The organism is Streptomyces sp. NPDC015130 (assembly GCF_043080005.1).
Taxonomy (GTDB): domain Bacteria; phylum Actinomycetota; class Actinomycetes; order Streptomycetales; family Streptomycetaceae; genus Streptomyces.
In genome coordinates this window covers 185,789-207,826 of sequence record NZ_JBIBVC010000015.1, presented here as the reverse complement: position 1 = coordinate 207,826, position 22,038 = coordinate 185,789, and the positions used below count along the sequence as shown (strand labels likewise).

The window sequence follows — 22,038 nt, the reverse complement described above, 5'->3', positions numbered from 1 at the left end:
CGGCATTCGCTGCGAAGGGAGCCGCGCCGATGACGACCCCGACTCCGACCCCGACCCCCAATCCGACCCCGAATCTGACCTCGACTCCGACCCCCAACCCGACCCCCAACCCGACCCCGAATCCGACCCTGACGCCGAATCCGAATCCGAATCCGACCCCTGCCCCGCCCCCGAACCCGGCACAGCATTCGTCGCCATCTCTGTCGCCGTCTCCGTCTTCGCGTCAGCGCGGCGCACGTCGGATCGGCCCGCCATGAGTGGCACCTCCTGGTTGGCCCTGCTCGTCTTCGCGACCGTGTACGTGCTGATCGCCACCGAGAAGGTCCACCGGGTCGCCGCTGCCCTGGGCGGGGCGGTCGTCATGCTGCTGATCGGGGCGACCGGTACGGAGCACGCCTTCTTCTCCGGTCACACCGGGATCGACTGGAACGTCATCTTCCTGCTGCTCGGCATGATGCTGATCGTCTCCGTCCTCAAGCGCACCGGCCTCTTCGAGTTCGTCGCGATCTGGGCCGCCAAGCGCTCGCACGGCCGCCCCTACCGGCTGATGGTGCTCCTGATCCTCGCCACCGCGTTCCTCTCGGCGTGGCTGGACAACGTCACCACCGTCCTGCTGATCGCCCCCGTGACCATCGCGGTCTGCACGAAGCTCGGCGTCCCGGTCGTTCCCTATCTCATCGCCGAGGTGATGGCCTGCAACATCGGCGGCGCCGCCACGCTCATCGGCGATCCGCCCAACATCATGATCGGGTCCCGCGCCGGACTCTCCTTCAACGACTTCCTGCTCCACATGGCACCCGTCACCACCGTGCTGATCGTGGTGTTCGCGGTGCTGGCCCGGTGGATGTTCCGCGGCGCGTTCACGTACGACCCCGACCGGGCCGCGCACGTCATGGCGATGCGCGAGCGCGACGCCGTCACCGACGTCCGCCTGCTGGCCGTCAGCGGTGTCGTCGTCGCGGTCGTGATGGCCGGCTTCGTCCTGCACACCACCCTGCACCTGGAACCCTCGGTGGTGGCCCTCTCCGGCGGCCTGGTCCTGCTCGCCGTCTCCCGGCTCGACGCGCGCCGGGTCGCGGCGGACGTCGAGTGGGAGACCCTCGTGTTCTTCGCCGGCCTGTTCGTGATGGTCGGCGCCATGGTGCGTACGGGAATCCTCACCGACCTGGGCCAGGCCGCGGCCCGCGCGCTCGACGGGAACCTGTTCGGCGCGTCCATGGCCCTGCTGTTCGGGTCGATCGTGCCGTCGGCGGTGATCGACAACATTCCGTTCGTGGCGTCGACGAGCCCGGTCGTCTCGGAGATCGTCGCCGCCTCGGGAGGGACCGGCGAGGCCCAGGTCCTGTGGTGGTCCTTCGCCCTGGGAGCGGACCTCGCCGGCAACGCCACCGTCATCGCGTCCTCCGCCAACGTCGTGACGGTGGGCATCGCCGACCGGGCCGGACACCACATCTCCTTCTGGGAGTTCAGCCGCTACGGCCTGGTCGTCACCGCCGTCACCACGGTGCTGGCCGGGGTGTACGTGTGGCTGCGGTACTTCGTACTCGCCTGACCGGGGGAGAGGAGGAAGCCGTCATGACGGACCCCGACACCTGGCCGGTGCGGGCGCTGGCCTCGCTGGCCGCCGTGGTCGCTCCGGCCGCCGTGGTCGCCGGCGTCCTCCTCCCCAACGCGCTGGCGCTGGCCGCCGGTCTGATGACCGCCGCCCTCGCCGTCCGTCTCTTCGACGCCGCCCGCCGGCGCCGCGGCCGCGGCCGCCCGAAGCCCGGACGGGAGACGTCCTGAACTACGCGCGGCCCACCGGGTCCTGGTCCTGCTCCTGCTCCTGGGCCTGTTCCTGGCCATGGGCCTGGCCTTGGAGCTGGCCATGGGCCTGGCCATGGGTCTGGCCCTGGACCTGGGCCCGGCTCCCGGCCCGGTCCTCCGCGAGGGCCTCCGGGGACGCCGACGGCGAGGGGACCGCGGGCAGCGGCGGGTCCGACGGGGTCCGGCGGGCGGTGATCCACGTGGCCAGGGGCTCGGTGTAGCGGGCGGTGAGCGGTCCGACCACCACGAGGATCAGGACGTACGCGGTGGCGAGCGGGCCCAGTGCGGGTTCGATGCCGGCGCTGACGGCGAGGCCGGCGATGACGATGGAGAACTCGCCGCGGGCGACGAGCGTGCCGCCGGCCCGCCAGCGTCCCTTGACCCCGACCCCGGCGCGCTTCGCCGCCCAGTAGCCCGTCGCGATCTTCGTACCCGCCGTGACCAGCGCCAGAGCCAGGGCCGGCAGCAGGACCGGGGGGATGCTGGCGGGGTCGGTGTGGAGGCCGAAGAAGACGAAGAACACGGCGGCGAACAGGTCGCGCAGCGGGCTGAGCAGGGTGTGCGTGCCCTCCGCCACCTCACCGGACAGGGCGATGCCGACGAGGAACGCGCCGACGGCCGCCGAGACCTGGAGCTGCTGGGCGATGCCCGCGACGAGCAGCGTCAGGCCCAGGACCACGAGGAGGAGCTTCTCCGGGTCGTCGCTGGAGACGAAGCGGGAGATGTGACGGCCGAAGCGCACGGCGACGAAGAGGACCGCTCCGGCGACGCCGAGGGCGATGCCCAGGGTCGCGCTGCCGGCGGCGAAGCCGACGCCCGCGAGGAGGGCGGTGACGATCGGCAGGTAGACGGCCATCGCGAGGTCTTCGAGGACCAGGATGCTCAGGATGACCGGCGTCTCACGGTTGCCGACCCGCCCCAGGTCGCCCATCACCTTGGCGATCACCCCGGAGGAGGAGATCCAGGTGACCCCGGCCAGCACGACGGCGGCGACGGGGCCCCAGCCCATGAGCAGGGCGGCGATCGCCCCCGGTACGGCGTTCAGGCCGAAGTCGACCAGACCGGCCGGGTACTGCGTCTTGAGGTTGGAGACCAGATCGGTGGCGGTGTACTCCAGGCCCAGCATCAGCAGCAGGAGGATGACGCCGATCTCGGCGCCGATCGCCACGAACTCCTCGCTCGCGCCCATCGGCAGCAGCCCGCCCGTACCGAACGCGAGCCCGGCCAGCAGGTACAGGGGGATCGGGGAGAACTTGAAGCGGCCGGCGAGCCTGCCCAGGAGACCCAGGCCGAGGATGATCGCGCCGAACTCGATCAGGAAGACAGCGGAGTGCACAGGCGATCACTCCCGTCCGAGTATCGCCGCGGCGGCGTCGACACCCTCGCGGGTGCCGATGACGATCAGGGTGTCCCCGCCCGCGAGGCGGAAGCCGGGCGCGGGGGAGGGCCGGGCCTCGGCCCGGCGCAGGACCGCCACGATCGAGACGCCGGTCTCCGTGCGCATCCGGGTCTCGCCCAGCACCCGTCCGTTCCAGTACGAGTGCGCCGACAGCTCGATCCGCTCGGCCACCAGTCCGAGATCGGTGGTGTGCAGCAGGCTCGGGCTGTGGTGCGCCGGCATCAGCGCGTCGATCAGGGAGGCCGTCTCCGACCCCGTCAGGTGCAGCGACTGGGCGCAGGCGTCCGGGTCGTCGGCCCGGTAGACGTTCACCGTCCGTGTCCCGTCGCGGTGCGCGACCACGGACAGGTGGCGGCGCTCGCGGGTGGTGAGGTCGTACTGGACCCCGATGCCCGGCAGTGGTGTGGTGCTCATCCGTGAAGCCGGCACAGCCGTCCCCCTTTGGATTGGTCTGGGTTACTTTGGGTCTCGTCCGGGTCCCGGTACGAGGCCGCACGGCGGGGTCATCGTGCCACTTTCCGTGTGTCCGAAATATGGGTGTCAGCACGGATGGACGGCCGCCTTCCGCCGACGTGAGGATGGGGACGGGACGGCTGTGAGGTCGTGCGGGACGGCTGTGAGGTCGTGCGAGACGGCCGTGTGGTCATGAGGGACGGCCGTGAGGTCATGACGGAGGCCGGGCGGGACCGGCCGGAAAGGTGTACGGGGCCGTGTCGTTGTACTGGCGGATCTTCCTCCTGAACACCGGCGTCCTGGCCATCGCGGTGGCCCTGCTCCTCGGCCCGGTCACGGTCTCCACCCCGGTCCTCTTCGGCGAGGCCCTCGTCCTGCTCGGCGGCCTGGTCGCGATGCTCGTCGTCAACGCGGTGCTCCTCCGGGTCGGCCTGGCCCCGCTCGCCCGGCTGAACCGGGCCATGGCCACCGCCGACCTCCTCAAGCCCGGGGCCCGCCCGGCCGTCACCGGAGACGGCGAGGTCGCCGCGCTCACCCAGACCTTCAACGCCATGCTCGACCGCCTCGAAGCCGAGCGGGCCACCAGCAGCGGCCGGGTGCTCACCGCCCTGGAGGCCGAGCGCCGGCGCATCGCCCAGGAGCTGCACGACGAGATCGGCCAGACCCTCACCGCCGTACTCCTCCAGCTCAAGCACGCCGCCGACCGCGCCCCCGAACCGCTCCGCACCGATCTGCGCCAGGCCCAGGAGACCACCCGCGCCAGCCTCGACGAGATCCGTCGCATCGCCCGCCGCCTGCGCCCGGGCGTCCTGGAGGAGCTCGGCCTGCACAGCGCCCTGCGCTCCCTGGCGGCCGAGTTCACCACGCCGCGCCTGGGCGTCACCGCCCACATCACCCCCGGCCTGCCCCACCTCGACCCGGCCACCGAACTGGTCCTCTACCGCGTCGCCCAGGAAGGCCTGACGAACGCCGCCCGCCACTCCGGCGCCACCCGCGTCGAGGTGCACCTGCGGCCCCTGCCCGGCGGCGGCACCGGACTGCTCGTCCGCGACGACGGACACGGCCTCGGGGAGGCGGCCGAGGGCGCCGGGATCCGCGGGATGCGCGAGCGCGCCCTGCTGATCGGCGCCGAACTCCTCGTCGGCCCCGGCCCGCACGGCGGCACCGAGGTCCGGCTCGACATCGCCGGCGCGACGAAGGCCACACGATGACCCGGCCCGCCGCGGGGCCCGCCCGCATCCTGCTCGCCGACGACCACACGCTCGTACGCCGCGGTGTACGGCTCATCCTCGACTCCGAACCGGACCTGACCGTCGTCGCCGAGGCCGCCGACGGGGCGGAGGCCGTCGCCCTGGCCCGCAGCCTCGACATCGACCTCGCCGTCCTCGACATCGCCATGCCCCGCCGGACCGGTCTCCAGGCCGCCCGCGAACTCGCCCGCATCCGGCCGGGCCTGCGGATCCTGATGCTGACCATGTACGACAACGAGCAGTACTTCTTCGAGGCCCTGCGCGCCGGAGCCTCGGGTTACGTGCTCAAGTCCGTCGCCGACCGCGACCTCGTCGAGGCCTGTCGTGCCGCGCTGCGCGACGAACCCTTCATCTATCCCGGTGCGGAGACCGCCCTCGTCCGCACCTACCTCGACAGCGCCCGCTCCGGCGGCCCGATCCCGGACCGGCCCATCACCGAGCGCGAGGAGGAGATCCTCAAGCTCGTCGCCGAAGGGCACAGCTCCAAGGAGATCGGCGACCTGCTCGTCATCAGCCCCAAGACGGTGGAGCGCCACCGGGCCAACCTGCTGCAGAAGCTCGGCCTGCGCGACCGCCTCGAACTCACCCGGTACGCCATCCGCGTCGGTCTCATCGAGCCCTGACCGAGAGCGGCCCCGGGCGTAACTGGTGCGAGCCGGGGGTGAGATGGGTTCGTCGGATAATGTGGACGTCCGTCGTGATCTCCGCTGATGTCTCCGTCGCCCCCGCAGCCGCCCGAAAGGCCTCCATGCCGATCCCCTCCCTCGACCACTCCACGTCCGCCGTCGTCGCCCGGCTCAGGACCGCGGGGTGCGTCTTCGCCGAGGACGAGGCGCGGATGATCATGGATGCGGCCCGTGACGCCGCGGAGCTGGAGGAGATGGTCGAGCGGCGCGTCGTCGGACTGCCGCTGGAACACGTCGTCGGGTACGCGGAGTTCCGCGGCCTGCGGATCGAGGTCGACGCCGAGGTCTTCGTACCCCGGCGGCGTACGGAGGCGCTCGTCCAGCAGGCGGCGGAGCTCGCGCCGGCGCGCGCGGTCGTCGTCGACCTGTGCTGCGGCTCCGGTGCGCTGGGCGTCGCGCTCGCCGCGGCCCTGGACCAGGTCGAGCTGCACGCCGCGGACGTCGACCCGGCCGCCGTCCGCTGCGCCCGGCGCAATGTGGTGCCGGCCGGCGGCGAGGTCCACGAGGGCGACCTCTTCGAGCCGCTGCCCGCCGGGCTGAAGGGCCGCGTGGACGTACTGCTGTCCAACGTCCCGTACGTGCCCACCGTGGAGATCGAGCTGCTGCCCGCCGAGGCCCGCGACCACGAGGCGCGCGTGGCGCTCGACGGGGGAGCGGACGGTCTGGAGATCCTGCGGCGCGTCGTCGCCGGGGCGGGCGAGTGGCTGGCCCCGGGCGGCGTCCTGCTGTTCGAGACGAGCGAGCGGCAGGCCGGCGCGGCCGTGGCCGCGGTCTCCGCCGCCGGGCTCGTCGCGCGGGTGGCCACCGACGACGAGCTGGACGCCACCGTGATCATCGCGAGCCGCCCCGAGACCGTCGAGGGCCGCCCCGACACCGCCTGAGCGGACACCGCCGGAGCGGCGCTGTCCGAGAGAACGAGGTCATCCGTGAAGTTGTCCGTGGAGAGCCATTCCCCCGAACGCCGGCCGCAGCTCCTCGCCATCAGCGACCTGCACGTCTCCCACGAGGAGAACCGGCGGATCGTCGAGGAGCTCCGCCCCGGGTCGGACGGCGACTGGCTGATCGTGGCCGGCGACGTGGGGGAGCTGTCCGAGCAGATCACCTGGGCGCTGCGGACGCTCAGCGAGCGGTTCGCCCGTGTGATCTGGAGCCCGGGCAACCACGAGCTGTGGACGCCGAACGAGGACCCCGTCCAGCTGCGGGGCGTCGAGCGGTACGAGTACCTGGTCGACGTCTGCCGCGACCTGGGCGTGCTCACCCCCGAGGACCCGTACGCCCTGTGGCAGGGCGACGGCGGCCCGGTCCGCGTCGCGCCCCTCTTCCTCCTGTACGACTACACCTTCCGCACCCCGACGGCCGCGAACAAGGAGCAGTCGCTGGAGCAGGCCTACGAGGCCGGGGTGGTGTGCACCGACGAGTTCTTCCTGCACCCCGACCCGTACGCCGGCCGCGAGGACTGGTGCGCGGCCCGGGTGGCCCTCACCGAGCGGCGCCTCGCGGAGTGCGACCCCGACGTCCCGCTCGTCCTGGTGAACCACTGGCCCCTGCTCCGCGAGCCGACCAGGATCCTGCGTTACCCGGAGTTCGCCCAGTGGTGCGGGACGGAGCGCACGGCGGACTGGCACCGCCGGTTCAACACCGCCGTGGCCGTCTACGGCCACCTCCACATCCCCCGCACCACCTGGCACGACGGCGTGCGCTTCGAGGAGGTGTCGGTGGGCTACCCCAGGGAGTGGAAGCGCCCGGGGCACCCCAGGAACGTGCCGCGCCCGGTCCTCGTCCCGTGAGCGGGTGCGCCGCCCCGTAGGCCCTGTCCCTCGGGTCAGGGCCGGGCTCGCGGGGCTCGGCGCCCGCGTCCGGCCACGGAAGTCACCCCCTTGTGGCGCTACCGCAGATAGGTAAAATGTCACACACCATATAAGGGAGTTCCTTCATGGCCCACGAGCATGCCCCGGCGCACCGTGCCCACCCCTGGCACGGCATCATGGTCGCCACCGCCCTCCCCCTGCGCGACGACCGGTCCGTCGACCTCGACGCGTACGCGGAGCATGTGGCCTGGCTGATCGCCAACGGGTGTGACGGCGTCGTCCCGAACGGCTCCCTCGGCGAGTACCAGACCCTGACCGACGCGGAGCGCGCCCAGGTCGTCCGCACCGCCGTCGAAGCCGCCGGCGACGGGGCGCGGGTCATGCCGGGCGTCTCCGCGTACGGGAGTGCCGAGGCGCGTCGCTGGGCCGAGCAGGCCGCCGAGGCCGGCGCCGGATCGGTGCTGCTCCTGCCGCCGAACGCCTACCGCGCCGACGAGCGGGCCGTACGCGCCCACTACGCCGAGGTCGCCGCCGCGGGCCTGCCCGTCGTCGCGTACAACAACCCCCTCGACACCAAGGTCGACCTGACCCCCGAGCTGCTGGCGGAGCTGCACCGCGACGGCAGCATCGTCGCGGTCAAGGAGTTCAGCGGCGACGTCCGCAGGGCGTACGAGATCGCCGAACTCGCCCCGGAACTCGACCTCCTGATCGGCGCCGACGACGTCCTCCTGGAGCTGGCGCTCGCCGGCGCGGTCGGCTGGATCGCCGGGTACCCCAACGCCCTGCCCCGCAGCTGCGCCACGCTCTACCGGGCCGCCGTCGCCGGCGACCTCGGCACCGCGCTCCCGCTCTACAGGTCCCTCCACCCGCTCCTGCGCTGGGACTCCAAGGTCGAGTTCGTCCAGGCGATCAAGCTCTCCATGGACCTCGCCGGCCGCCACGGGGGCGCCACCCGGCCGCCCCGCCCGCCGCTGACGCCCACGCAGGACGCCGTCGTGCGCGCCGTCACCGAGAAGGTCCTCGCCGAGGGCCACGCGTGAGTTCACGCGCGCGTGGACCCGCACGCGCCGATGGAATCGCACACACCTGAGCGGCTCGCGCCTCACCGCAGTCGGTCCGGACCCCCGTCCTCCCGTTCGAAAGGGACTCCATGCGTACGCGTCATGTCTTCCATGCCGTCGACTCGCACACCGAGGGCATGCCCACGCGCGTGATCACCGGTGGTGTCGGGGTCGTCCCCGGCGCCACGATGGCCGAGCGCCGGCTGCACTTCATCGAGCACCTCGACCATCTCCGTACGCTGCTGATGTTCGAGCCGCGCGGTCACGCCGCGATGAGCGGTGCGATCCTCCAGCCGCCCACGCGGCCGGACGCGGACTTCGGCGTGCTGTACATCGAGGTGTCCGGACTGCTGCCGATGTGCGGTCACGGCACGATCGGGGTGGCGACCGTGCTGGTGGAGACGGGCATGGTGCCGGTCGTCGAGCCCGTCACCACCGTCCGCCTCGACACCCCGGCCGGCCTCGTCAGCGTCGACGTCCGGGTCGAGGACGGCGCCGCGAAGGCGGTCACGCTCACCAACGTCCCCGCGTTCTCCGTCGGGCTCGACCTCAAGACGGAGGTGCCGGGGCTCGGCACCGTCACCTACGACCTCGCCTACGGCGGCAACTTCTACGCCTTCGTCGAACTCGACTCGTTGGGGCTGCCGTTCGACCGCGCACGCAAGGACGACCTCCTCGCCGCCGGGCTCGCCGTCATGGACGCGATCAACGCCGGCCCCGACCGGCCCGTCCACCCCCTGGACCCCGCCTTCGCCGGTGTGAAGCACGTCTATCTGGCCGCGCCCGGCTCGGACGCGCGCCGCTCACGCCACGCCATGGCCATCCACCCCGGCTGGTTCGACCGCTCGCCCTGCGGCACCGGGACCAGCGCCCGGATGGCCCAGCTGCACGCCCGCGGCGAACTCCCGCTCGACACCGACTTCGTCAACGAGTCCTTCATCGGCACGGAGTTCACCGGGCGCCTCGTCGGCGAGACGGAGGTCGGCGGTCTGCCCGCCGTCGTCCCCACGGTGACCGGCCGCGCCTGGATCACCGGCACGGCGCAGTACTTCCTCGACCCGGACGACCCCTTCCCCGCCGGCTTCCTCCTCTGACCTGCGGCATCGCGGGCCTGCTCCGCACGGGGCAGGCCAGGCAGACGGGGAAACGTGACATTGTACGATGCTCCTCCGTGACTTCTCGGAGGGCGCACGATGGGTGACCTGAAACAGTACGGCCTCGTGAGAGCGCAGGAGCGGCTCCGCGACCAGGTCGGGCACGCGCTGCGGGCCGCCCTGATAGCGGGCGAACTCCGCCCCGGCCAGGTGTACTCCGCCCCCGGCCTCGCCGCCGACCTGGGCGTCTCCGCGACCCCGGTCCGCGAGGCGATGCTCGACCTGGCCCGCGAGGGTCTGGTCGAACCCGTCCGCAACAAGGGCTTCCGCATCACCGAGGTCAGCGAACGCGACCTCGACCAGTTCACCGAACTGCGGACCCTCATCGAGGTCCCCACCATCGGCCGCGTCACCCGGAAGGCCACCAGGGAACAGCTGGAGGAACTCCGTCCGGTCGCCGAGGAGATCGTCTCCCGCGCCAGGGAGCACGACCTCATCGGCTACCTGGAGGCCGACCGCCGCTTCCACCTCGCACTGCTCGCCCTGTCCGGAAACGAGCGCCTCGTCGAGACGGTGGGGGACCTGCGCAAGCGCTCCCGCCTCTACGGCCTCACCGGCCTGGACGAGGCGGGCAAGCTCGTCTCCTCCGCCGAGGAACACCTCGAACTCCTCGACCTCATGCTGGCCGGCGACGCCCCGGGCGCCGAGGACTGCATGCGCCGCCACCTCGGCCACGTCCGCTCCCTCTGGGCCGACTCCCGCGACGAACCGGACTCCGCCTGAGACGCCGGATCGCCGCTCGGCCATGAGCTCGTGTCGTTGTTGGGCCGAACGGGTGAGGAGCGGGAGGATGTGTGCATGAGTAGGTACGAGAGCTACGACGTCACCGACGAGCAGTGGGAGGGCCTCGCCCAGGTCCTGCCCCTGCGCGGCCGTGACGAATGGCCGTCCAGAGTCGACCACCGCACGATCCCCGAGCAGTACGAGTCCGCCGAGCAGCGCCGCATGATCGTGCTGCGGGTCCAGGTGTTCGCCGACGCCCGTGAGGTCGCCGAGTACCTCATCGCCCAGATCCCGGTGCTCCTCGACCTGACGAGCGCCGACACCGATGTCGCCAAGCGCATCCTCGACTTCAGCAGCGGGGTCGTCTTCGGCCTCGGCAGCGGGATGCACCGCGTCGACCGGAACGTCTTCCTTCTCGCACCCGCCGGTACGGAGGTCGAGGGCGCGGAGGGCGCGGACGGGGAGGAGGTCGTGGGCGGCCGTACCGCGGGCGTCCCCCGTTCGTAGGAAGGTCATCTGGACGGAACGGTTCGTCACGGAGCGGGCTGCGTACGGTCCGGACATGGACCTCAACGGCGGCAGCACGCTCGCCCGCACGCCACACGCGTCCCCCTCCGACGCCATCCCCTCCCAGGACCGCTCTTCCCGCTCCTCCCGGGACAGCTTCTCCCGAGACCGCTCCTCCGCAGCCCGCCCCTCCGGCGGTCGCGGAGGCGGTCGGGGGTGCGCCCGGCCGGTCGTCACCGAGCTGCGGCTGTCCGCCTTCGCCGGCCGGCGCGGGGCCGTCCACGCGCTCGGGCCGGTCACGCTCTTCGCCGGGCCCAGCGGAAGCGGCAAGTCCACCGTGCTCCGGGCGTACGAGGCACTGGCCCGGCTCGGTGCGGGCGACCCCCTCGACGAGGTCTTCCCCGACGCCGCCGACTGCGTCCCCGAACGGGCCCGACCCGACGCCCAGGGCCGCCGCGGCTTCCGGATCGGATGCACGGTCGACGGGCCGGCCGGCCTGGTCCACCTCGACCTCGCCGTCCAGGCCGAGCCCCGGCTCCGCATCGTCGGCGAACGGCTCACCGGCCGGGGCCGCACCCTGCTCGCCACGGCCCTGCGCGACCCGAGCCGCAGCACCGTCCAGGCCGAGTGGCACACGGCCGGCGCCACCCCCGTCACCCGGGCACCGCTCCCCGACGACCTGCTCGGTACGGCCCTGCTGCCGCTGCGCGTCGCGGGCAAGACCCCCGGACAGCTGGAGGTCCTCGCGGCCGCCGAGCAACTGGTCATCGGACTGCGCTCCGCCTTCCCCTGCGACCCCCGGCCCTCCGGGATGCGGGCCGCCGTCCTCCCCGGCGAGGGGCGGCTCCGGCGCGACTGCGCCAACCTCGCGGAGGTCCTGCACCGCACCCACACGGGCTGCCCGCGCCGCCACCACCGGCTCGCGGTCATGGCGGGCGCCGGCTGCGCGGGCCCCGTCACCGGGCTCGGTGTGCGGGAACTCCCCGACGGGACCGTCCGCGCCGTCCTGGAGCGGGGCGGCCGGTCCGCGACCCCGCTCGGCCGCCTCGCCGACGGGGAACTCCGCTACCTGGCCCTGGCGCTCACGCTGCTCACGGGCCCCGGGGTGCTCGCGATGGACCGGATCGCCGAGGTGCCGGACGCCATGCAGAGCCTGACGCTGCTCGCCGACGGCCTGGACCGGGGGCTCGACGGGCGCCAGCTGCGCGAACTCCTCGGCCTGGCCGTGGGCATCGCGGCCGACGGACACATCCGGGTCGTTGGGACGGTGGGCGAGCGAGGGGTGGCGGAGGCGCGGCGGACGTCCGGGGTGACGGTGGTAGACCTGAGCGTGTGACGCAGACGGAGACGGCGACGAAGACGGAGCACGAGACGGTGGACGGCGTGGGTGCGGGCGCGGGTGACGGTGTGGGTGCGGGGGACGTCGTGGGTGGGGCGGAAGGCGGTGGCCGGGCGGGCCACGACGCTGCGGGCCAGGACATGGCGGCGCTCCAGCGCCGGCTCGTCGACTTCGCGGCGGCCCGGGACTGGCAGCCGTACCACACGCCCAAGAACCTCGCGGCGGCGCTCAGCGTGGAGGCGTCCGAACTCCTGGAGATCTTCCAGTGGTTGACCCCTGAGCAGGCGGAACGGGTGATGGACGACCCCGGCTCGGCGCACCGCGTGCGGGACGAGGTGGCCGACGTGCTCGCCTACCTGCTGCAGTTCTGCGCGGCGCTCGGGGTCGATCCGCTGACGGCGCTCGCGGCGAAGATCGACAGGAACGAGCTGCGATTCCCCGCCCTGCGACGGGACGGAGGGGTCGCCGGCGGGGCCGAGACCGGAGATCGTCACTCTTCGGAGTGATCGACTTTTCCCCATCGAGCCTACTGTCCACAGATTTCCGAATTCCCCTGGTGTCGGGGCTCAGGCGGCCTCACTCTGGGTAGTGGAATGAGTGGGCGGTAAGTCGTAGGAACGGGGGCGGCGTTGATGGAAGCAGAGAGGCTCGTCGCGGCCGGACGGCAGGCGTTGGCGGGGAGCGGAACAGCACAGGACATCGTGGCGGAGGCCTGGCAGGCCCAGGCGCTTGCCCAGGCGATAGGGAGTCATCTCGCGCTCTGCGGGCCGCTGGAACTGCGGGGCGAGGCGCGGGGGCTGAGCGAGATCGGGGAGTACCCGACGTGGGGGGCCGGTGGGCCGCGTGCGGCGCAGCTGACGGAGGTCGGCGATCCGGTCGCGGCGCTGAAGGCGCTCGGGGCGCTGCTCGGCGAGGTGGGGATCGCGCTCGTCGGGGTGGCCTGCGCCACCGACGAGGAGGCGCTCTACTGGCAGTGCATCGAGGCCATCGACGCGGTGGACGAGTCGAACGACCGGGTGGGCGGGATGCTCCGGCGGCTCGCGGTGCGCGACGGCCGGGAGCGGGCCCGCCCGCCCGACTCGGCCCGGGGGCGGGCGGGCCCCGCGCCGGGTGCGGCGTGAAGGGTGGAGGATCGGCGTGACCGGCGAGCGGCTGTCGGCCGGGGCGGTGCGGAGGGCGCGTCGGTCTCGATGGTTCCGTTCGGTGGCTCCGCGCCTGTGGTTCTTGCTCGGCGGTTCCGCTCGGTGGCTCTGCTCGCTGGTGCTAGGGCGTGTTGCGAAAGTAGCGCCGGCCGCCCGAGGGGCGGGCCCGACGGGGTCTGGTGCGTGCGATCGCAAGGCGGAGGGTCGCCCCGATACTGGATGTATCGGGGTGATCCCGACAACGCGGCGAGCGTGCGTGCCAGGCGCCGTCGGGCAGGCGGGACTTTCGCAACACGCCCTAGAAGCGGGGGCGCGGGTCGCCGGGGGTGGTGTCCTCGCGGCGGACGGCGTCCGGGTGCGTGGGATCCGCGTCCAGGCGGTCGGCCGTGGACTGGATGTCGGCGTCGAGCTGGGAGAGGTCGGCGGAGAGTGCCGCCATCAGCTCCTCCATCTGCTGGAGCAGGCCCTTGGGGGCGCCGCCGGCGTCCTTCTGCTCGGGCACGGACGGCGGCGCGGACTGCTCGGGCACGGCCCGCTCCGGCGCGGCTTCCTGGGACATGGCGGCCTCCTGGCCCGGACCCCGCCGCCGTCGGCGGGGACGCGAGAGAGAGCGACGCACCGGCAGCGGCCGCCGGCACGCGGGCCGGGCGGTCCGGCTCCGCCCGAGCCAACGACGGCTCCCCGGCCACGGTCACTGGCCAGGCAGGACGCGGCCCGCCACGGGGCCGGATATTCACCCGACCGTGCAGGGGGCGCCCGCGAGGTGACGGAGAGGTTGACACGCACCCGACGGTGCAGGATGGAGGTATGGATCTTCGCATCTTCACGGAACCCCAGCAGGGGGCCGACTACGACACCCTCCTCGCGGTGGCCAGGGCCACCGAGGAGCTCGGTTTTGACGCCTTCTTCCGCTCGGACCACTACCTCAGCATGGGCTCCTCCGACGGGCTTCCCGGGCCGACGGACGCCTGGATCACCCTGGCGGGACTGGCCCGGGAGACGAAGCGGATCCGTCTCGGCACGCTGATGACCGCCGGTACGTTCCGGCTCCCGGGAGTCCTGGCCATCCAGGTCGCGCAGGTCGACCGGATGTCCGGCGGACGGGTCGAACTGGGCCTGGGCGCCGGTTGGTTCGAGGAGGAGCACAAGGCCTACGGCATTCCGTTCCCGAAGGAGAAGTTCGGCCGGCTGGAGGAGCAGCTGGCGATCGTCACCGGCCTGTGGGAGACCGAGCTCGGCAAGACCTTCTCGTACGAGGGGGAGTACTACCGGCTCACCGACTCGCCCGCGCTGCCGAAGCCCGCCCAGGACAGGATCCCGGTGCTGATCGGCGGGCACGGCGCGAGCCGTACGCCGCGGCTGGCCGCGCGGTACGCGGACGAGTTCAACATCCCCTTCGCCTCGCTGGAGGACAGCGAGCGGCAGTTCGGCCGGGTCCGGGCGGCCGCGGAGGCCGTGGGGCGGCCGGCCGGTGACCTCGTGTACTCCAACGCGCTGGTCGTCTGTGTCGGCAAGGACGACGCCGAGGTGGCCCGCCGGGCCGCCGCCATCGGGCGGGACGTGGACGAGCTCAAGGCGAACGGTCTCGCGGGCTCGCCCGCCGAGGTCGTCGACAAGATCGGGCGGTACGAGGCCATCGGCTCCTCCCGGGTCTACCTCCAGGTGCTCGACCTCGACGACCTGGACCACCTGGAGCTGATCTCCGCGCGGGTCCAGTCGCAGCTGGCATGAGCGGGGTGAGCAGATGAAGCCGGTCCGTACGCTCGCCGAGGCCCTGCGCGCGGGGACGCTCGTCCTCGACGGAGGGCTGTCCAACCAGCTGGAGGCACAGGGCTGCGACCTCTCGGACGCGCTCTGGTCCGCACGGCTCCTCGCCGACGGGCCCGAGCAGATCGAGGCGGCGCACGCGGCGTACGTGCGGGCCGGCGCCCGGGTGGTCACCACCGCCTCCTACCAGGCCACCTTCGAGGGCTTCGCCCGGCGGGGGGTGAGCCCGGCAGGGACGGAGCGGCTCCTCGGCCGGAGCGTGGAGCTCGCCAGGGAGGCGGCGGAGCGGGTCGGGGCGGAGGTCTGGGTCGCCGCGTCCGTCGGGCCGTACGGCGCGATGCTCGCGGACGGCAGCGAGTACCGGGGGCGGTACGGGCTGTCCGTGCGGGAGCTCGCGCGGTTCCACCGGCCCCGCGCAGAGGCGCTCGCCGCGGCGGGGCCCGACGTGCTGGCCCTGGAAACGGTGCCGGACGTGGACGAGGCGGAGGCGCTGCTGCGGGCGGTCGACGGATGCGGGGTGCCCGTGTGGCTCTCGTACACGGTCGAGGGCGGGCGGACCAGGGCGGGGCAGGAGCTGGCGGAGGCCTTCGCGGTCGCCGCCGGGAACGACCAGGTCGTGGCGGTGGGGGTCAACTGCTGTGACCCGGAGGGGGTGGGGCCCGCCGTGGAGCTCGCCGCCGCCGTGACCGGGAAACCGGTCGTGGTGTACCCGAACAGCGGGGAGCGTTGGGACGCCGGGGCCCGGGGCTGGCGTGGCGACGGCACCTTCGACCCGTCCCGGGCCGCATTCTGGGCGGAGGGCGGGGCCCGGCTCGTCGGTGGCTGCTGCCGCGTCGGTCCGCCGCTCGTCGCCGCGCTCGCCGAGGCCCTCGCCACCGGGGCGGGCGGGCCGCGGGAGTAGGCGAGCGGCGGTCCCGGCGCGCGGAAAATGCCTGGTGGGGCGGGAGAGACGCGCTCATACTCGGGCATGTGTTCCTGACAATCAGTACGACTGGCACCCCGGAGCGACCCGCGACCGATCTCGGATTTCTGCTGCACAAGCATCCCGAGCGGGCGCAGGCGTTCTCGACCTCGCACGGCACCGCGCACGTCCTCTACCCCGAGGCGAGCGCCGAGCGGTGCACCGCGGCACTCCTCCTGGAGGTGGATCCCGTGGCGCTGGTGCGCCGCGGCAAGGGCAAGGGCCGGGGCGGCGCCCCCGACGCCGCCCTCGCGCAGTACGTGAACGACCGGCCCTACGCGGCGTCCTCGCTGCTCGCCGTGGCGCTCGCCAAGGTCTTCAAGACCGCGCTGCACGGCGTGTGCCAGGCGATGCCCGAGCGGGCCGCCGCGCCGCTGCCGCTGCGGATCGAGGTCCCCGCGCTCCCCGCCCGGGGCGGCGCCGGTCTCGTGCGCTCCCTCTTCGAGCCGCTCGGCTGGGGCACGGTGGCGGCCGAACCGGTCGCGCTGGACGGGGAGTTCCCCGAGTGGGGCGACTCCCGGTACGTGCGGCTCGTGCTGGAGGGCGAGCTGCGGCTGGCCGACGCGCTCAACCAGCTGTACGTCCTGCTGCCCGTCCTCGACGACGCCAAGCACTACTGGGTCGCGCCCGACGAGGTCGACAAGCTGCTGCGTGCGGGTGACGGCTGGCTGGCCGGGCACCCCGAGCGGAAGCTGATCACCGCGCGCTACCTCTCGCGCCGTTGGGGCCTGACCCGCGAGGCGACGGAACGCCTCGAACTGGTGCGGCTCGCCGAGGCCGAGGGGCTCGACGTCGAGGACGTGGACAACGCCGTCGACGAGTCCACCGACACGGAGGAGCGGCCCGTGCCGCTCGCCGAGCAGCGACGGGACGCCATCCTGGCCGCGCTCGACACCGCCGGAGCGTCCCGTGTGCTCGATCTCGGCTGCGGACAGGGCCAGTTGGTCCAGGCCCTGCTCAAGGACGTCCGGTTCACCGAGATCGTCGGTGTCGACGTCTCCGTCCGGGCGCTGACCGTCGCCGCCCGCCGGCTCCGGCTCGACCGGATGGGGGAGCGGCAGGCCGCCCGGGTCACGCTGCTCCAGGGCTCGCTCGCGTACACCGACAAGCGGCTCGCCGGCTACGACGCGGCCGTGCTCAGCGAGGTCATCGAGCACCTGGACCTGCCGAGGCTGCCGGCGCTCGAGTACGCGGTGTTCGGCGCGGCCCGGCCCCGTACGGTCCTCGTGACCACGCCGAACGTCGAGTACAACGTGCGCTGGGAGTCGCTGCCCGCCGGACACGTCCGGCACGGCGACCACCGCTTCGAATGGACCCGGGAGGAGTTCCGGGCCTGGGCGGCCGGAGTCGCCGGACCGTACGGCTACGGCGTGGAGTTCGTGCCCGTCGGGCCGGACGACCCCGAGGTCGGACCGCCCACGCAGATGGCCGTCTTCACCCGTACCGACCAGACCGACGACACCTCGAAGGAGGCCACGGCATGACCACCCGCACCCTGCCCGTCACCGACCTGTCCCTCGTGGTCCTCGTCGGTGCCACCGGCTCCGGCAAGTCGACCTTCGCCCGGCGCCACTTCAAGCCGACCGAGATCGTCTCCTCCGACTTCTGCCGGGGGCTCGTCGCCGACGACGAGAACGACCAGTCCGCGAGCAAGGACGCCTTCGACGTCCTCCACTACATCGCCGGCAAGCGGCTCGCCGCCGGACGGCTGACCGTCGTCGACGCCACCAACGTCCAGCAGGAGGCCCGGCGTCAGCTCGTCCGGCTGGCCCGGGAGCACGACGTGCTGCCCATCGCGATCGTGCTCGACGTGCCCGAGGAGGTGTGCCGCAGCCGGAACGCCGGCCGTCCCGACCGCGCCGACATGCCCGCGCACGTGATCCAGCGCCACCGCCGCGAGCTGCGCCGCTCGCTGCGCGGACTGGAGCGCGAGGGCTTCCGCAAGGTCCACGTCCTGCGCTCGGTGGAGGAGGTCGAGGCCGCCGAGGTCGTCCTGGAGCGCCGCTACAACGACCTGCGTCACCTCACCGGCCCCTTCGACATCATCGGTGACATCCACGGCTGCCGGTCCGAACTCGACACCCTGCTCGCCCGGCTCGGATACGTCGACGGCCACCACCCGGAGGGCCGCACGGCCGTCTTCGTCGGCGACCTCGTCGACCGCGGCCCCGACTCGCCGGGCGTCCTGCGGCGCGTCATGGGCATGGTCGCCGCCGGCGACGCCCTGTGCGTCCCCGGCAACCACGAGAACAAGCTCGGCCGCTGGCTCAAGGGCAGGAAGGTCCAGCAGACCCACGGACTCGCCGAGACGATCGAGCAGCTGGAGGGCGAGAGCGAGGAGTTCCGCGCCGAGGTCGCCGAGTTCATCGACGGACTGGTCAGCCACTACGTCCTCGACGGCGGCGACCTCGTCGTCTGCCACGCCGGGCTGCCGGAGAAGTACCACGGTCGCACCTCCGGCCGGGTGCGCTCGCACGCGCTGTACGGCGACACCACCGGGGAGACCGACGAGTTCGGGCTGCCGGTGCGCTACCCGTGGGCGGAGGACTACCGGGGCCGGGCCGCCGTCGTGTACGGCCACACGCCCGTACCGAACACCTCCTGGATCAACAACACGATCTGCCTCGACACCGGGGCCGTCTTCGGCGGGAAGATGACCGCGCTGCGCTGGCCCGAGCGCGAACTCGTCGACGTGCCGGCCGAGCGCGTCTGGTACGAGCCGGCCCGGCCGCTCACCACCGAGGCGCCCGGCGGGCACGAGGGACGTCCCCTGGACCTCGCCGACGTGCACGGCCGGCGGATCGTGGAGACCCGGCACCTCGGCAACGTCGCCGTGCGGGAGGAGAACGCGGCGGCGGCCCTGGAGGTCATGAGCCGGTTCGCCGTCGACCCCAGGCTGCTCGGCTACCTGCCGCCGACCATGGCCCCGACCGCCACCTCGCGCACCGAGGGGTACCTGGAGCACCCGGCCGAGGCCTTCGCCCAGTACCGGGCGGACGGTGTCGAGCGGGTCGTGTGCGAGGAGAAGCACATGGGCTCCCGGGCCGTGGCCCTGGTCTGCCGGGACGAGAAGGCCGCCCACGAGCGCTTCGGCGTCACCGGGGTGACCGGCGCCCTGCACACCCGTACCGGACGTCCCTTCTTCGACGACGCCGACGTCACCGAGCAGGTCCTCGACCGGCTGCGGACCGCGATCGGCGCCGCCGGGCTGTGGGACGAGCTCGACACGGACTGGCTCCTCCTCGACGGCGAGCTGATGCCGTGGTCGCTCAAGTCGGCCGGGCTGCTCCGCTCGCAGTACGCGGCGGTCGGCGCCGCCTCGGGCGCCGTCCTCCCCGGGGCGGTCGAAGCCCTGGAGAGCGCGGTGGCGCGCGGTGTCGAGGGGCTCGGCGCACTCCTCGCCAAGCAGCGGGAGAGGGCGGTGGACGCGGCCGCGTTCACCGAGGCGTACCGCAGGTACTGCTGGCCGACCCAGGGCCTGGAGGGCGTGCGGTTCGCTCCCTTCCAGCTGCTCGCGGCGCGCGGACGCTCGCTCGCGGCCGTCCCGCACGACGAGCAGCTGGCCTGGCTCGACCGGCTGGTGGAGCACGACCCGACCGGACTGCTCCAGGTCACCCGCAGGCTCGTCGTCGACACCGGCGACGAGGCCTCCGTCCGCGCGGGCACCGACTGGTGGCTGGAGATGACCGGCGCCGGCGGCGAGGGCATGGTCGTCAAGCCGCTGGCCGCGCTCGTCCGCGACGCCAAGGGACGCCTCGGGCAGCCGGGCGTGAAGGTGCGCGGCCGGGAGTACCTGCGGATCATCTACGGCCCCGAGTACACCCGCCCGGAGAACCTGGAGCGACTGCGGCAGCGCTTCCTCGGCCACAAGCGGTCGCTGGCCCTGCGCGAGTACGCGCTCGGTCTGGAGGCGCTCGACCGGCTCGCCGAAGGGGAGCCGCTCTGGCGGGTCCACGAGGCCGTGTTCGCGGTCCTCGCACTGGAGTCCGAGCCCGTCGACCCGAGGCTCTGAGGACCGCTGTCCCCCGGCGCCGCCGTGGAGTCCGTGCCGTTCCGGCGCAGGACTCCACGGCGGCTCCGTCGTTCCTCCGCGCAGCTCCGACGGGGGGCGCAGGGGTGCCGGGAGCGGCGCTCCCCTGCGCCCCCCGTGCTCGTTGACGTTGTCGTTCCGCACCTCTAGCGTTCTTCACCCCACGAGGTGACACAGTGTCAACTGTGTGACGGGGCACGCCACATGAGGTGTGAACACACGCGCGAGCGGCACCGGTCGGTGACCGGTGCGCGGGACTCTCCGGGGGCCCGCGGACGGTACGGGGGTGAGCGGGTGATGAGTCTCTTCGGGCAGGACCGCTCCTTCCTGCACGCCCTCCCGGCCGCCGACCGCCGCTCCCTCATCGCCGAGGGCGCCCGCCGCTCCTACGAGCCCGGCGAGGTGATGATCCGCGAGCACGACACCACCGCCTACGTCCTCGCGCTGCTCTCCGGCTGGTCCGTCGTCTCCGTCGGCACCGAGCGCGGCTCCCGGCTCATCCTCGCCCTGCGTGGGGCCGGCGAGGTCGTCGGCGACCTCGCCGCCGTCGACCTGCGCCCGCGCAGCGCCACCGTCACCGCGCTCGGCGCCGTCGAGGCCGTGGCCGTCTCCGGCGACCGCTTCCGGCGCTTCCTCGCCGCCCGGCCGCACGCCACCTCGCTGATCATGCGCCAGCTCGCCACCCGGCTGCGCAGCGCCGACGTCGAGCGCCGCGCGCTCGCCTCCGAGACCGTCCTCCAGCGCCTCGCGGCCCGCCTCGTCGAACTGGCCGAGCGCGCGGGCCGCCCGGCCGACACCGGGACCGTACTCCAGCTCCCGCTGCCCCAGCACGACCTGGCGGCCGCCATCGGAGCCACCAGGGAAGCGGTGGCCAAGGCCCTGCGCCTGCTGCGGGAACAGGACGTCGTCCGCACCGCGAACCGCACCGTCATCGTCATCGACATGCGGGTACTCGTGCTGCTCGCCGAGGGGCGCGCACGCCCCGGCGCGGAACAGGCGGACGAATCTCCGCCGGATGTGTAAACGGCTACATCGCAGGTCGCGGAGCGCGGCCAGGCTGGACGTCACACCACCACGGCAGCAACGGCACCACGGCATCCAACAGGGAGTCCGAGTGAGCAGTGCGGGAGTGAACGGGGCGTACGAGGGGGCGGTCTCGCGCCGCGAGGCCTCCTCCGGCGGGATCCACCGGTTCGTCGTCTTCGGCGACATCTGCGGATCCGGCACCCTGAACATGGCCGAGAAGGAACTGCACCGCACGGCGATGTACGCGGCGTTCGACGAGGCGTACGCCTCCGTCGGCGTCGAGCCCGGCACCTACCACCAGGAGGACCGGGGGGACGGCATCCTCGCCGCCCTGCGCCCCGACATGCCGCCGAGGCTCATGGTCGGACGCTGGATCGACACCCTGTACGAGAGCCTCCGCGCCCACAACACCGGCCGCAGCCCGCGGCTGCGCCTGCGGATCGGCATGAACGCCGGACCCGTGGTCCAGGACCGGCACGGGCTCGTCGGCCGGGCCGTGGACCTCGCCGCACGGCTCTGCGACAGCCCCACGGCCAAGCAGATCATGGCGGAGGCCCAGGACGTCGACCTGCTCGTCGTGGTCTCGGACTGGCTGTACGGGAACGTGGTCGCCGAGGGCGGGCGGTACGTGGAGCCGGACCACTACCGGCGCGCCCGGATCCGGTCCAAGGAGACCGACGAGGCCGCCTGGTTCCATGTGCCGCGGCGTGCCGCCCCGCCGCTGCCCGGGCCCGAGGGGGAGGCCGCGCCGGGGGACGCGGACGCGGGGCGGCGGAGGCCGGGGGTGGTTCCAGGAGCCGGCGGTGGGGGGGGGCCGGGGGGGCGGCCCCCCCCCCCCCCCCCGGGGGGGGCCCCCCCCCCCCGCCCCCCGGGGGGCCCACACCCCCACACCACCCACAACCCACCCCCGGGGGGGGACCGCCCCC

22 protein-coding genes are annotated in these 22,038 nt (G+C 73.3%); 19 read left to right on the top strand and 3 right to left on the bottom strand.

Annotated features, from left to right (window positions below; translation table 11 throughout):
* Positions 1-253 precede the first annotated feature (253 nt).
* Positions 254-1,552, top strand: coding sequence for an SLC13 family permease (locus ACF08F_RS28150; RefSeq protein WP_392301310.1), 1,299 nt, complete (start codon positions 254-256; stop codon positions 1,550-1,552).
* A 23-nt stretch (positions 1,553-1,575) separates the two neighbouring features.
* Entirely contained in the window at positions 1,576-1,785 is a 210-nt protein-coding gene (locus ACF08F_RS28145) for a hypothetical protein (protein WP_392301309.1), read from the top strand.
* A gap of 1 nt (position 1,786) precedes the next feature.
* Here ACF08F_RS28145 and ACF08F_RS28140 read toward each other — a convergent pair whose 3' ends face one another.
* Together ACF08F_RS28140 and ACF08F_RS28135 are read right to left on the bottom strand one after the other, a co-directional pair.
* Entirely contained in the window at positions 1,787-3,142 is a 1,356-nt protein-coding gene (locus ACF08F_RS28140; protein ID WP_392301308.1) for a cation:proton antiporter, read from the bottom strand.
* 6 nt (positions 3,143-3,148) lie between these two features.
* Complete coding sequence (locus ACF08F_RS28135; RefSeq protein WP_392301307.1) at positions 3,149-3,619, bottom strand: cation:proton antiporter regulatory subunit; 471 nt, start codon at positions 3,617-3,619, stop codon at positions 3,149-3,151.
* A 296-nt stretch (positions 3,620-3,915) separates the two neighbouring features.
* On the opposite strand from ACF08F_RS28135, the gene ACF08F_RS28130 reads away from it, so the two are divergent.
* The 11 genes from ACF08F_RS28130 to ACF08F_RS28080 all read left to right on the top strand — a co-directional run bounded on the left by ACF08F_RS28130 (position 3,916) and on the right by ACF08F_RS28080 (position 13,307).
* Positions 3,916-4,869, top strand: coding sequence for a sensor histidine kinase (locus ACF08F_RS28130; RefSeq protein WP_392301306.1), 954 nt, complete (start codon positions 3,916-3,918; stop codon positions 4,867-4,869).
* A complete protein-coding gene (locus ACF08F_RS28125) occupies positions 4,866-5,531 on the top strand; it encodes a response regulator (RefSeq protein ID WP_392301305.1) in 666 nt (221 codons plus the stop codon). The genes ACF08F_RS28130 and ACF08F_RS28125 overlap by 4 nt, the downstream gene beginning before the upstream one ends.
* Positions 5,532-5,656: 125 nt before the next feature.
* The gene (locus ACF08F_RS28120) at positions 5,657-6,475 is read left to right on the top strand and encodes a putative protein N(5)-glutamine methyltransferase (protein ID WP_392301330.1); all 819 of its coding nucleotides are present in this window, start codon (positions 5,657-5,659) and stop codon (positions 6,473-6,475) included.
* Positions 6,476-6,520: 45 nt separating this feature from the next.
* A complete protein-coding gene (locus ACF08F_RS28115) occupies positions 6,521-7,381 on the top strand; it encodes a metallophosphoesterase family protein (RefSeq protein WP_392301304.1) in 861 nt (286 codons plus the stop codon).
* 146 nt (positions 7,382-7,527) lie between these two features.
* A complete protein-coding gene (locus ACF08F_RS28110; protein WP_392301303.1) occupies positions 7,528-8,442 on the top strand; it encodes a dihydrodipicolinate synthase family protein in 915 nt (304 codons plus the stop codon).
* Positions 8,443-8,552: 110 nt separating this feature from the next.
* The gene (locus ACF08F_RS28105) at positions 8,553-9,557 is read left to right on the top strand and encodes a proline racemase family protein (RefSeq protein ID WP_392301302.1); all 1,005 of its coding nucleotides are present in this window, start codon (positions 8,553-8,555) and stop codon (positions 9,555-9,557) included.
* Positions 9,558-9,656: 99 nt separating this feature from the next.
* A complete protein-coding gene (locus ACF08F_RS28100) occupies positions 9,657-10,340 on the top strand; it encodes a GntR family transcriptional regulator (protein ID WP_392301301.1) in 684 nt (227 codons plus the stop codon).
* A gap of 75 nt (positions 10,341-10,415) precedes the next feature.
* Complete coding sequence (locus ACF08F_RS28095; RefSeq protein ID WP_392301300.1) at positions 10,416-10,847, top strand: cell division protein SepF; 432 nt, start codon at positions 10,416-10,418, stop codon at positions 10,845-10,847.
* Between the two features lie 55 nt (positions 10,848-10,902).
* Positions 10,903-12,183 (top strand): ATP-binding protein, encoded by a 1,281-nt coding sequence (locus tag ACF08F_RS28090; protein WP_392301299.1) that lies wholly within the window; start codon positions 10,903-10,905, stop codon positions 12,181-12,183.
* A gap of 143 nt (positions 12,184-12,326) precedes the next feature.
* Positions 12,327-12,692 (top strand): nucleotide pyrophosphohydrolase, encoded by a 366-nt coding sequence (locus ACF08F_RS28085; protein WP_392301329.1) that lies wholly within the window; start codon positions 12,327-12,329, stop codon positions 12,690-12,692.
* A 126-nt stretch (positions 12,693-12,818) separates the two neighbouring features.
* Positions 12,819-13,307, top strand: a complete 489-nt coding sequence (locus ACF08F_RS28080) for a DUF6099 family protein (RefSeq protein WP_392301298.1) — start codon at positions 12,819-12,821, stop codon at positions 13,305-13,307.
* Between the two features lie 319 nt (positions 13,308-13,626).
* Here ACF08F_RS28080 and ACF08F_RS28075 read toward each other — a convergent pair whose 3' ends face one another.
* Positions 13,627-13,887: a hypothetical protein gene (locus tag ACF08F_RS28075; RefSeq protein ID WP_392301297.1), complete on the bottom strand. Its 261-nt coding sequence runs from the start codon at positions 13,885-13,887 to the stop codon at positions 13,627-13,629.
* Positions 13,888-14,135: 248 nt separating this feature from the next.
* Between ACF08F_RS28075 and ACF08F_RS28070 the strand changes: the two genes are divergently transcribed.
* The 6 genes from ACF08F_RS28070 to ACF08F_RS28045 all read left to right on the top strand — a co-directional run.
* A complete protein-coding gene (locus ACF08F_RS28070; protein ID WP_392301296.1) occupies positions 14,136-15,059 on the top strand; it encodes an LLM class F420-dependent oxidoreductase in 924 nt (307 codons plus the stop codon).
* Positions 15,060-15,072: 13 nt separating this feature from the next.
* The gene (gene mmuM / locus ACF08F_RS28065; RefSeq protein ID WP_392301295.1) at positions 15,073-15,996 is read left to right on the top strand and encodes a homocysteine S-methyltransferase; all 924 of its coding nucleotides are present in this window, start codon (positions 15,073-15,075) and stop codon (positions 15,994-15,996) included.
* Positions 15,997-16,064: 68 nt separating this feature from the next.
* Entirely contained in the window at positions 16,065-17,540 is a 1,476-nt protein-coding gene (locus ACF08F_RS28060; RefSeq protein WP_392301294.1) for a 3' terminal RNA ribose 2'-O-methyltransferase Hen1, read from the top strand.
* Positions 17,537-20,068, top strand: a complete 2,532-nt coding sequence (locus ACF08F_RS28055; RefSeq protein ID WP_392301293.1) for a polynucleotide kinase-phosphatase — start codon at positions 17,537-17,539, stop codon at positions 20,066-20,068. Before ACF08F_RS28060 ends, ACF08F_RS28055 begins: the two co-directional genes overlap by 4 nt.
* A 315-nt stretch (positions 20,069-20,383) precedes the next feature.
* Entirely contained in the window at positions 20,384-21,109 is a 726-nt protein-coding gene (locus ACF08F_RS28050; protein ID WP_392301292.1) for a Crp/Fnr family transcriptional regulator, read from the top strand.
* Positions 21,110-21,200: 91 nt separating this feature from the next.
* On the top strand, positions 21,201-22,038 hold an 838-nt coding region (locus ACF08F_RS28045; RefSeq protein WP_392301291.1), incomplete at its 3' end, for a hypothetical protein.

Excerpts from the sequence above, each read along its gene's own strand:
- ACF08F_RS28150 (WP_392301310.1), top strand. The coding sequence starts at position 254 with ATGAGTGGCACCTCCTGGTTGGCCCTGCTCGTCTTCGCGACCGTGTAC.
- ACF08F_RS28145 (WP_392301309.1), top strand. The coding sequence starts at position 1,576 with ATGACGGACCCCGACACCTGGCCGGTGCGGGCGCTGGCCTCGCTGGCC.
- ACF08F_RS28135 (WP_392301307.1), bottom strand. The coding sequence starts at position 3,619 with ATGAGCACCACACCACTGCCGGGCATCGGGGTCCAGTACGACCTCACC.
- ACF08F_RS28125 (WP_392301305.1), top strand. The coding sequence starts at position 4,866 with ATGACCCGGCCCGCCGCGGGGCCCGCCCGCATCCTGCTCGCCGACGAC.
- ACF08F_RS28120 (WP_392301330.1), top strand. The coding sequence starts at position 5,657 with ATGCCGATCCCCTCCCTCGACCACTCCACGTCCGCCGTCGTCGCCCGG.
- ACF08F_RS28110 (WP_392301303.1), top strand. The coding sequence starts at position 7,528 with ATGGCCCACGAGCATGCCCCGGCGCACCGTGCCCACCCCTGGCACGGC.
- ACF08F_RS28105 (WP_392301302.1), top strand. The coding sequence starts at position 8,553 with ATGCGTACGCGTCATGTCTTCCATGCCGTCGACTCGCACACCGAGGGC.
- ACF08F_RS28100 (WP_392301301.1), top strand. The coding sequence starts at position 9,657 with ATGGGTGACCTGAAACAGTACGGCCTCGTGAGAGCGCAGGAGCGGCTC.
- ACF08F_RS28095 (WP_392301300.1), top strand. The coding sequence starts at position 10,416 with ATGAGTAGGTACGAGAGCTACGACGTCACCGACGAGCAGTGGGAGGGC.
- ACF08F_RS28090 (WP_392301299.1), top strand. The coding sequence starts at position 10,903 with ATGGACCTCAACGGCGGCAGCACGCTCGCCCGCACGCCACACGCGTCC.
- ACF08F_RS28085 (WP_392301329.1), top strand. The coding sequence starts at position 12,327 with ATGGCGGCGCTCCAGCGCCGGCTCGTCGACTTCGCGGCGGCCCGGGAC.
- ACF08F_RS28080 (WP_392301298.1), top strand. The coding sequence starts at position 12,819 with ATGGAAGCAGAGAGGCTCGTCGCGGCCGGACGGCAGGCGTTGGCGGGG.
- ACF08F_RS28075 (WP_392301297.1), bottom strand. The coding sequence starts at position 13,887 with ATGTCCCAGGAAGCCGCGCCGGAGCGGGCCGTGCCCGAGCAGTCCGCG.
- ACF08F_RS28070 (WP_392301296.1), top strand. The coding sequence starts at position 14,136 with ATGGATCTTCGCATCTTCACGGAACCCCAGCAGGGGGCCGACTACGAC.
- mmuM (WP_392301295.1), top strand. The coding sequence starts at position 15,073 with ATGAAGCCGGTCCGTACGCTCGCCGAGGCCCTGCGCGCGGGGACGCTC.
- ACF08F_RS28055 (WP_392301293.1), top strand. The coding sequence starts at position 17,537 with ATGACCACCCGCACCCTGCCCGTCACCGACCTGTCCCTCGTGGTCCTC.
- ACF08F_RS28050 (WP_392301292.1), top strand. The coding sequence starts at position 20,384 with ATGAGTCTCTTCGGGCAGGACCGCTCCTTCCTGCACGCCCTCCCGGCC.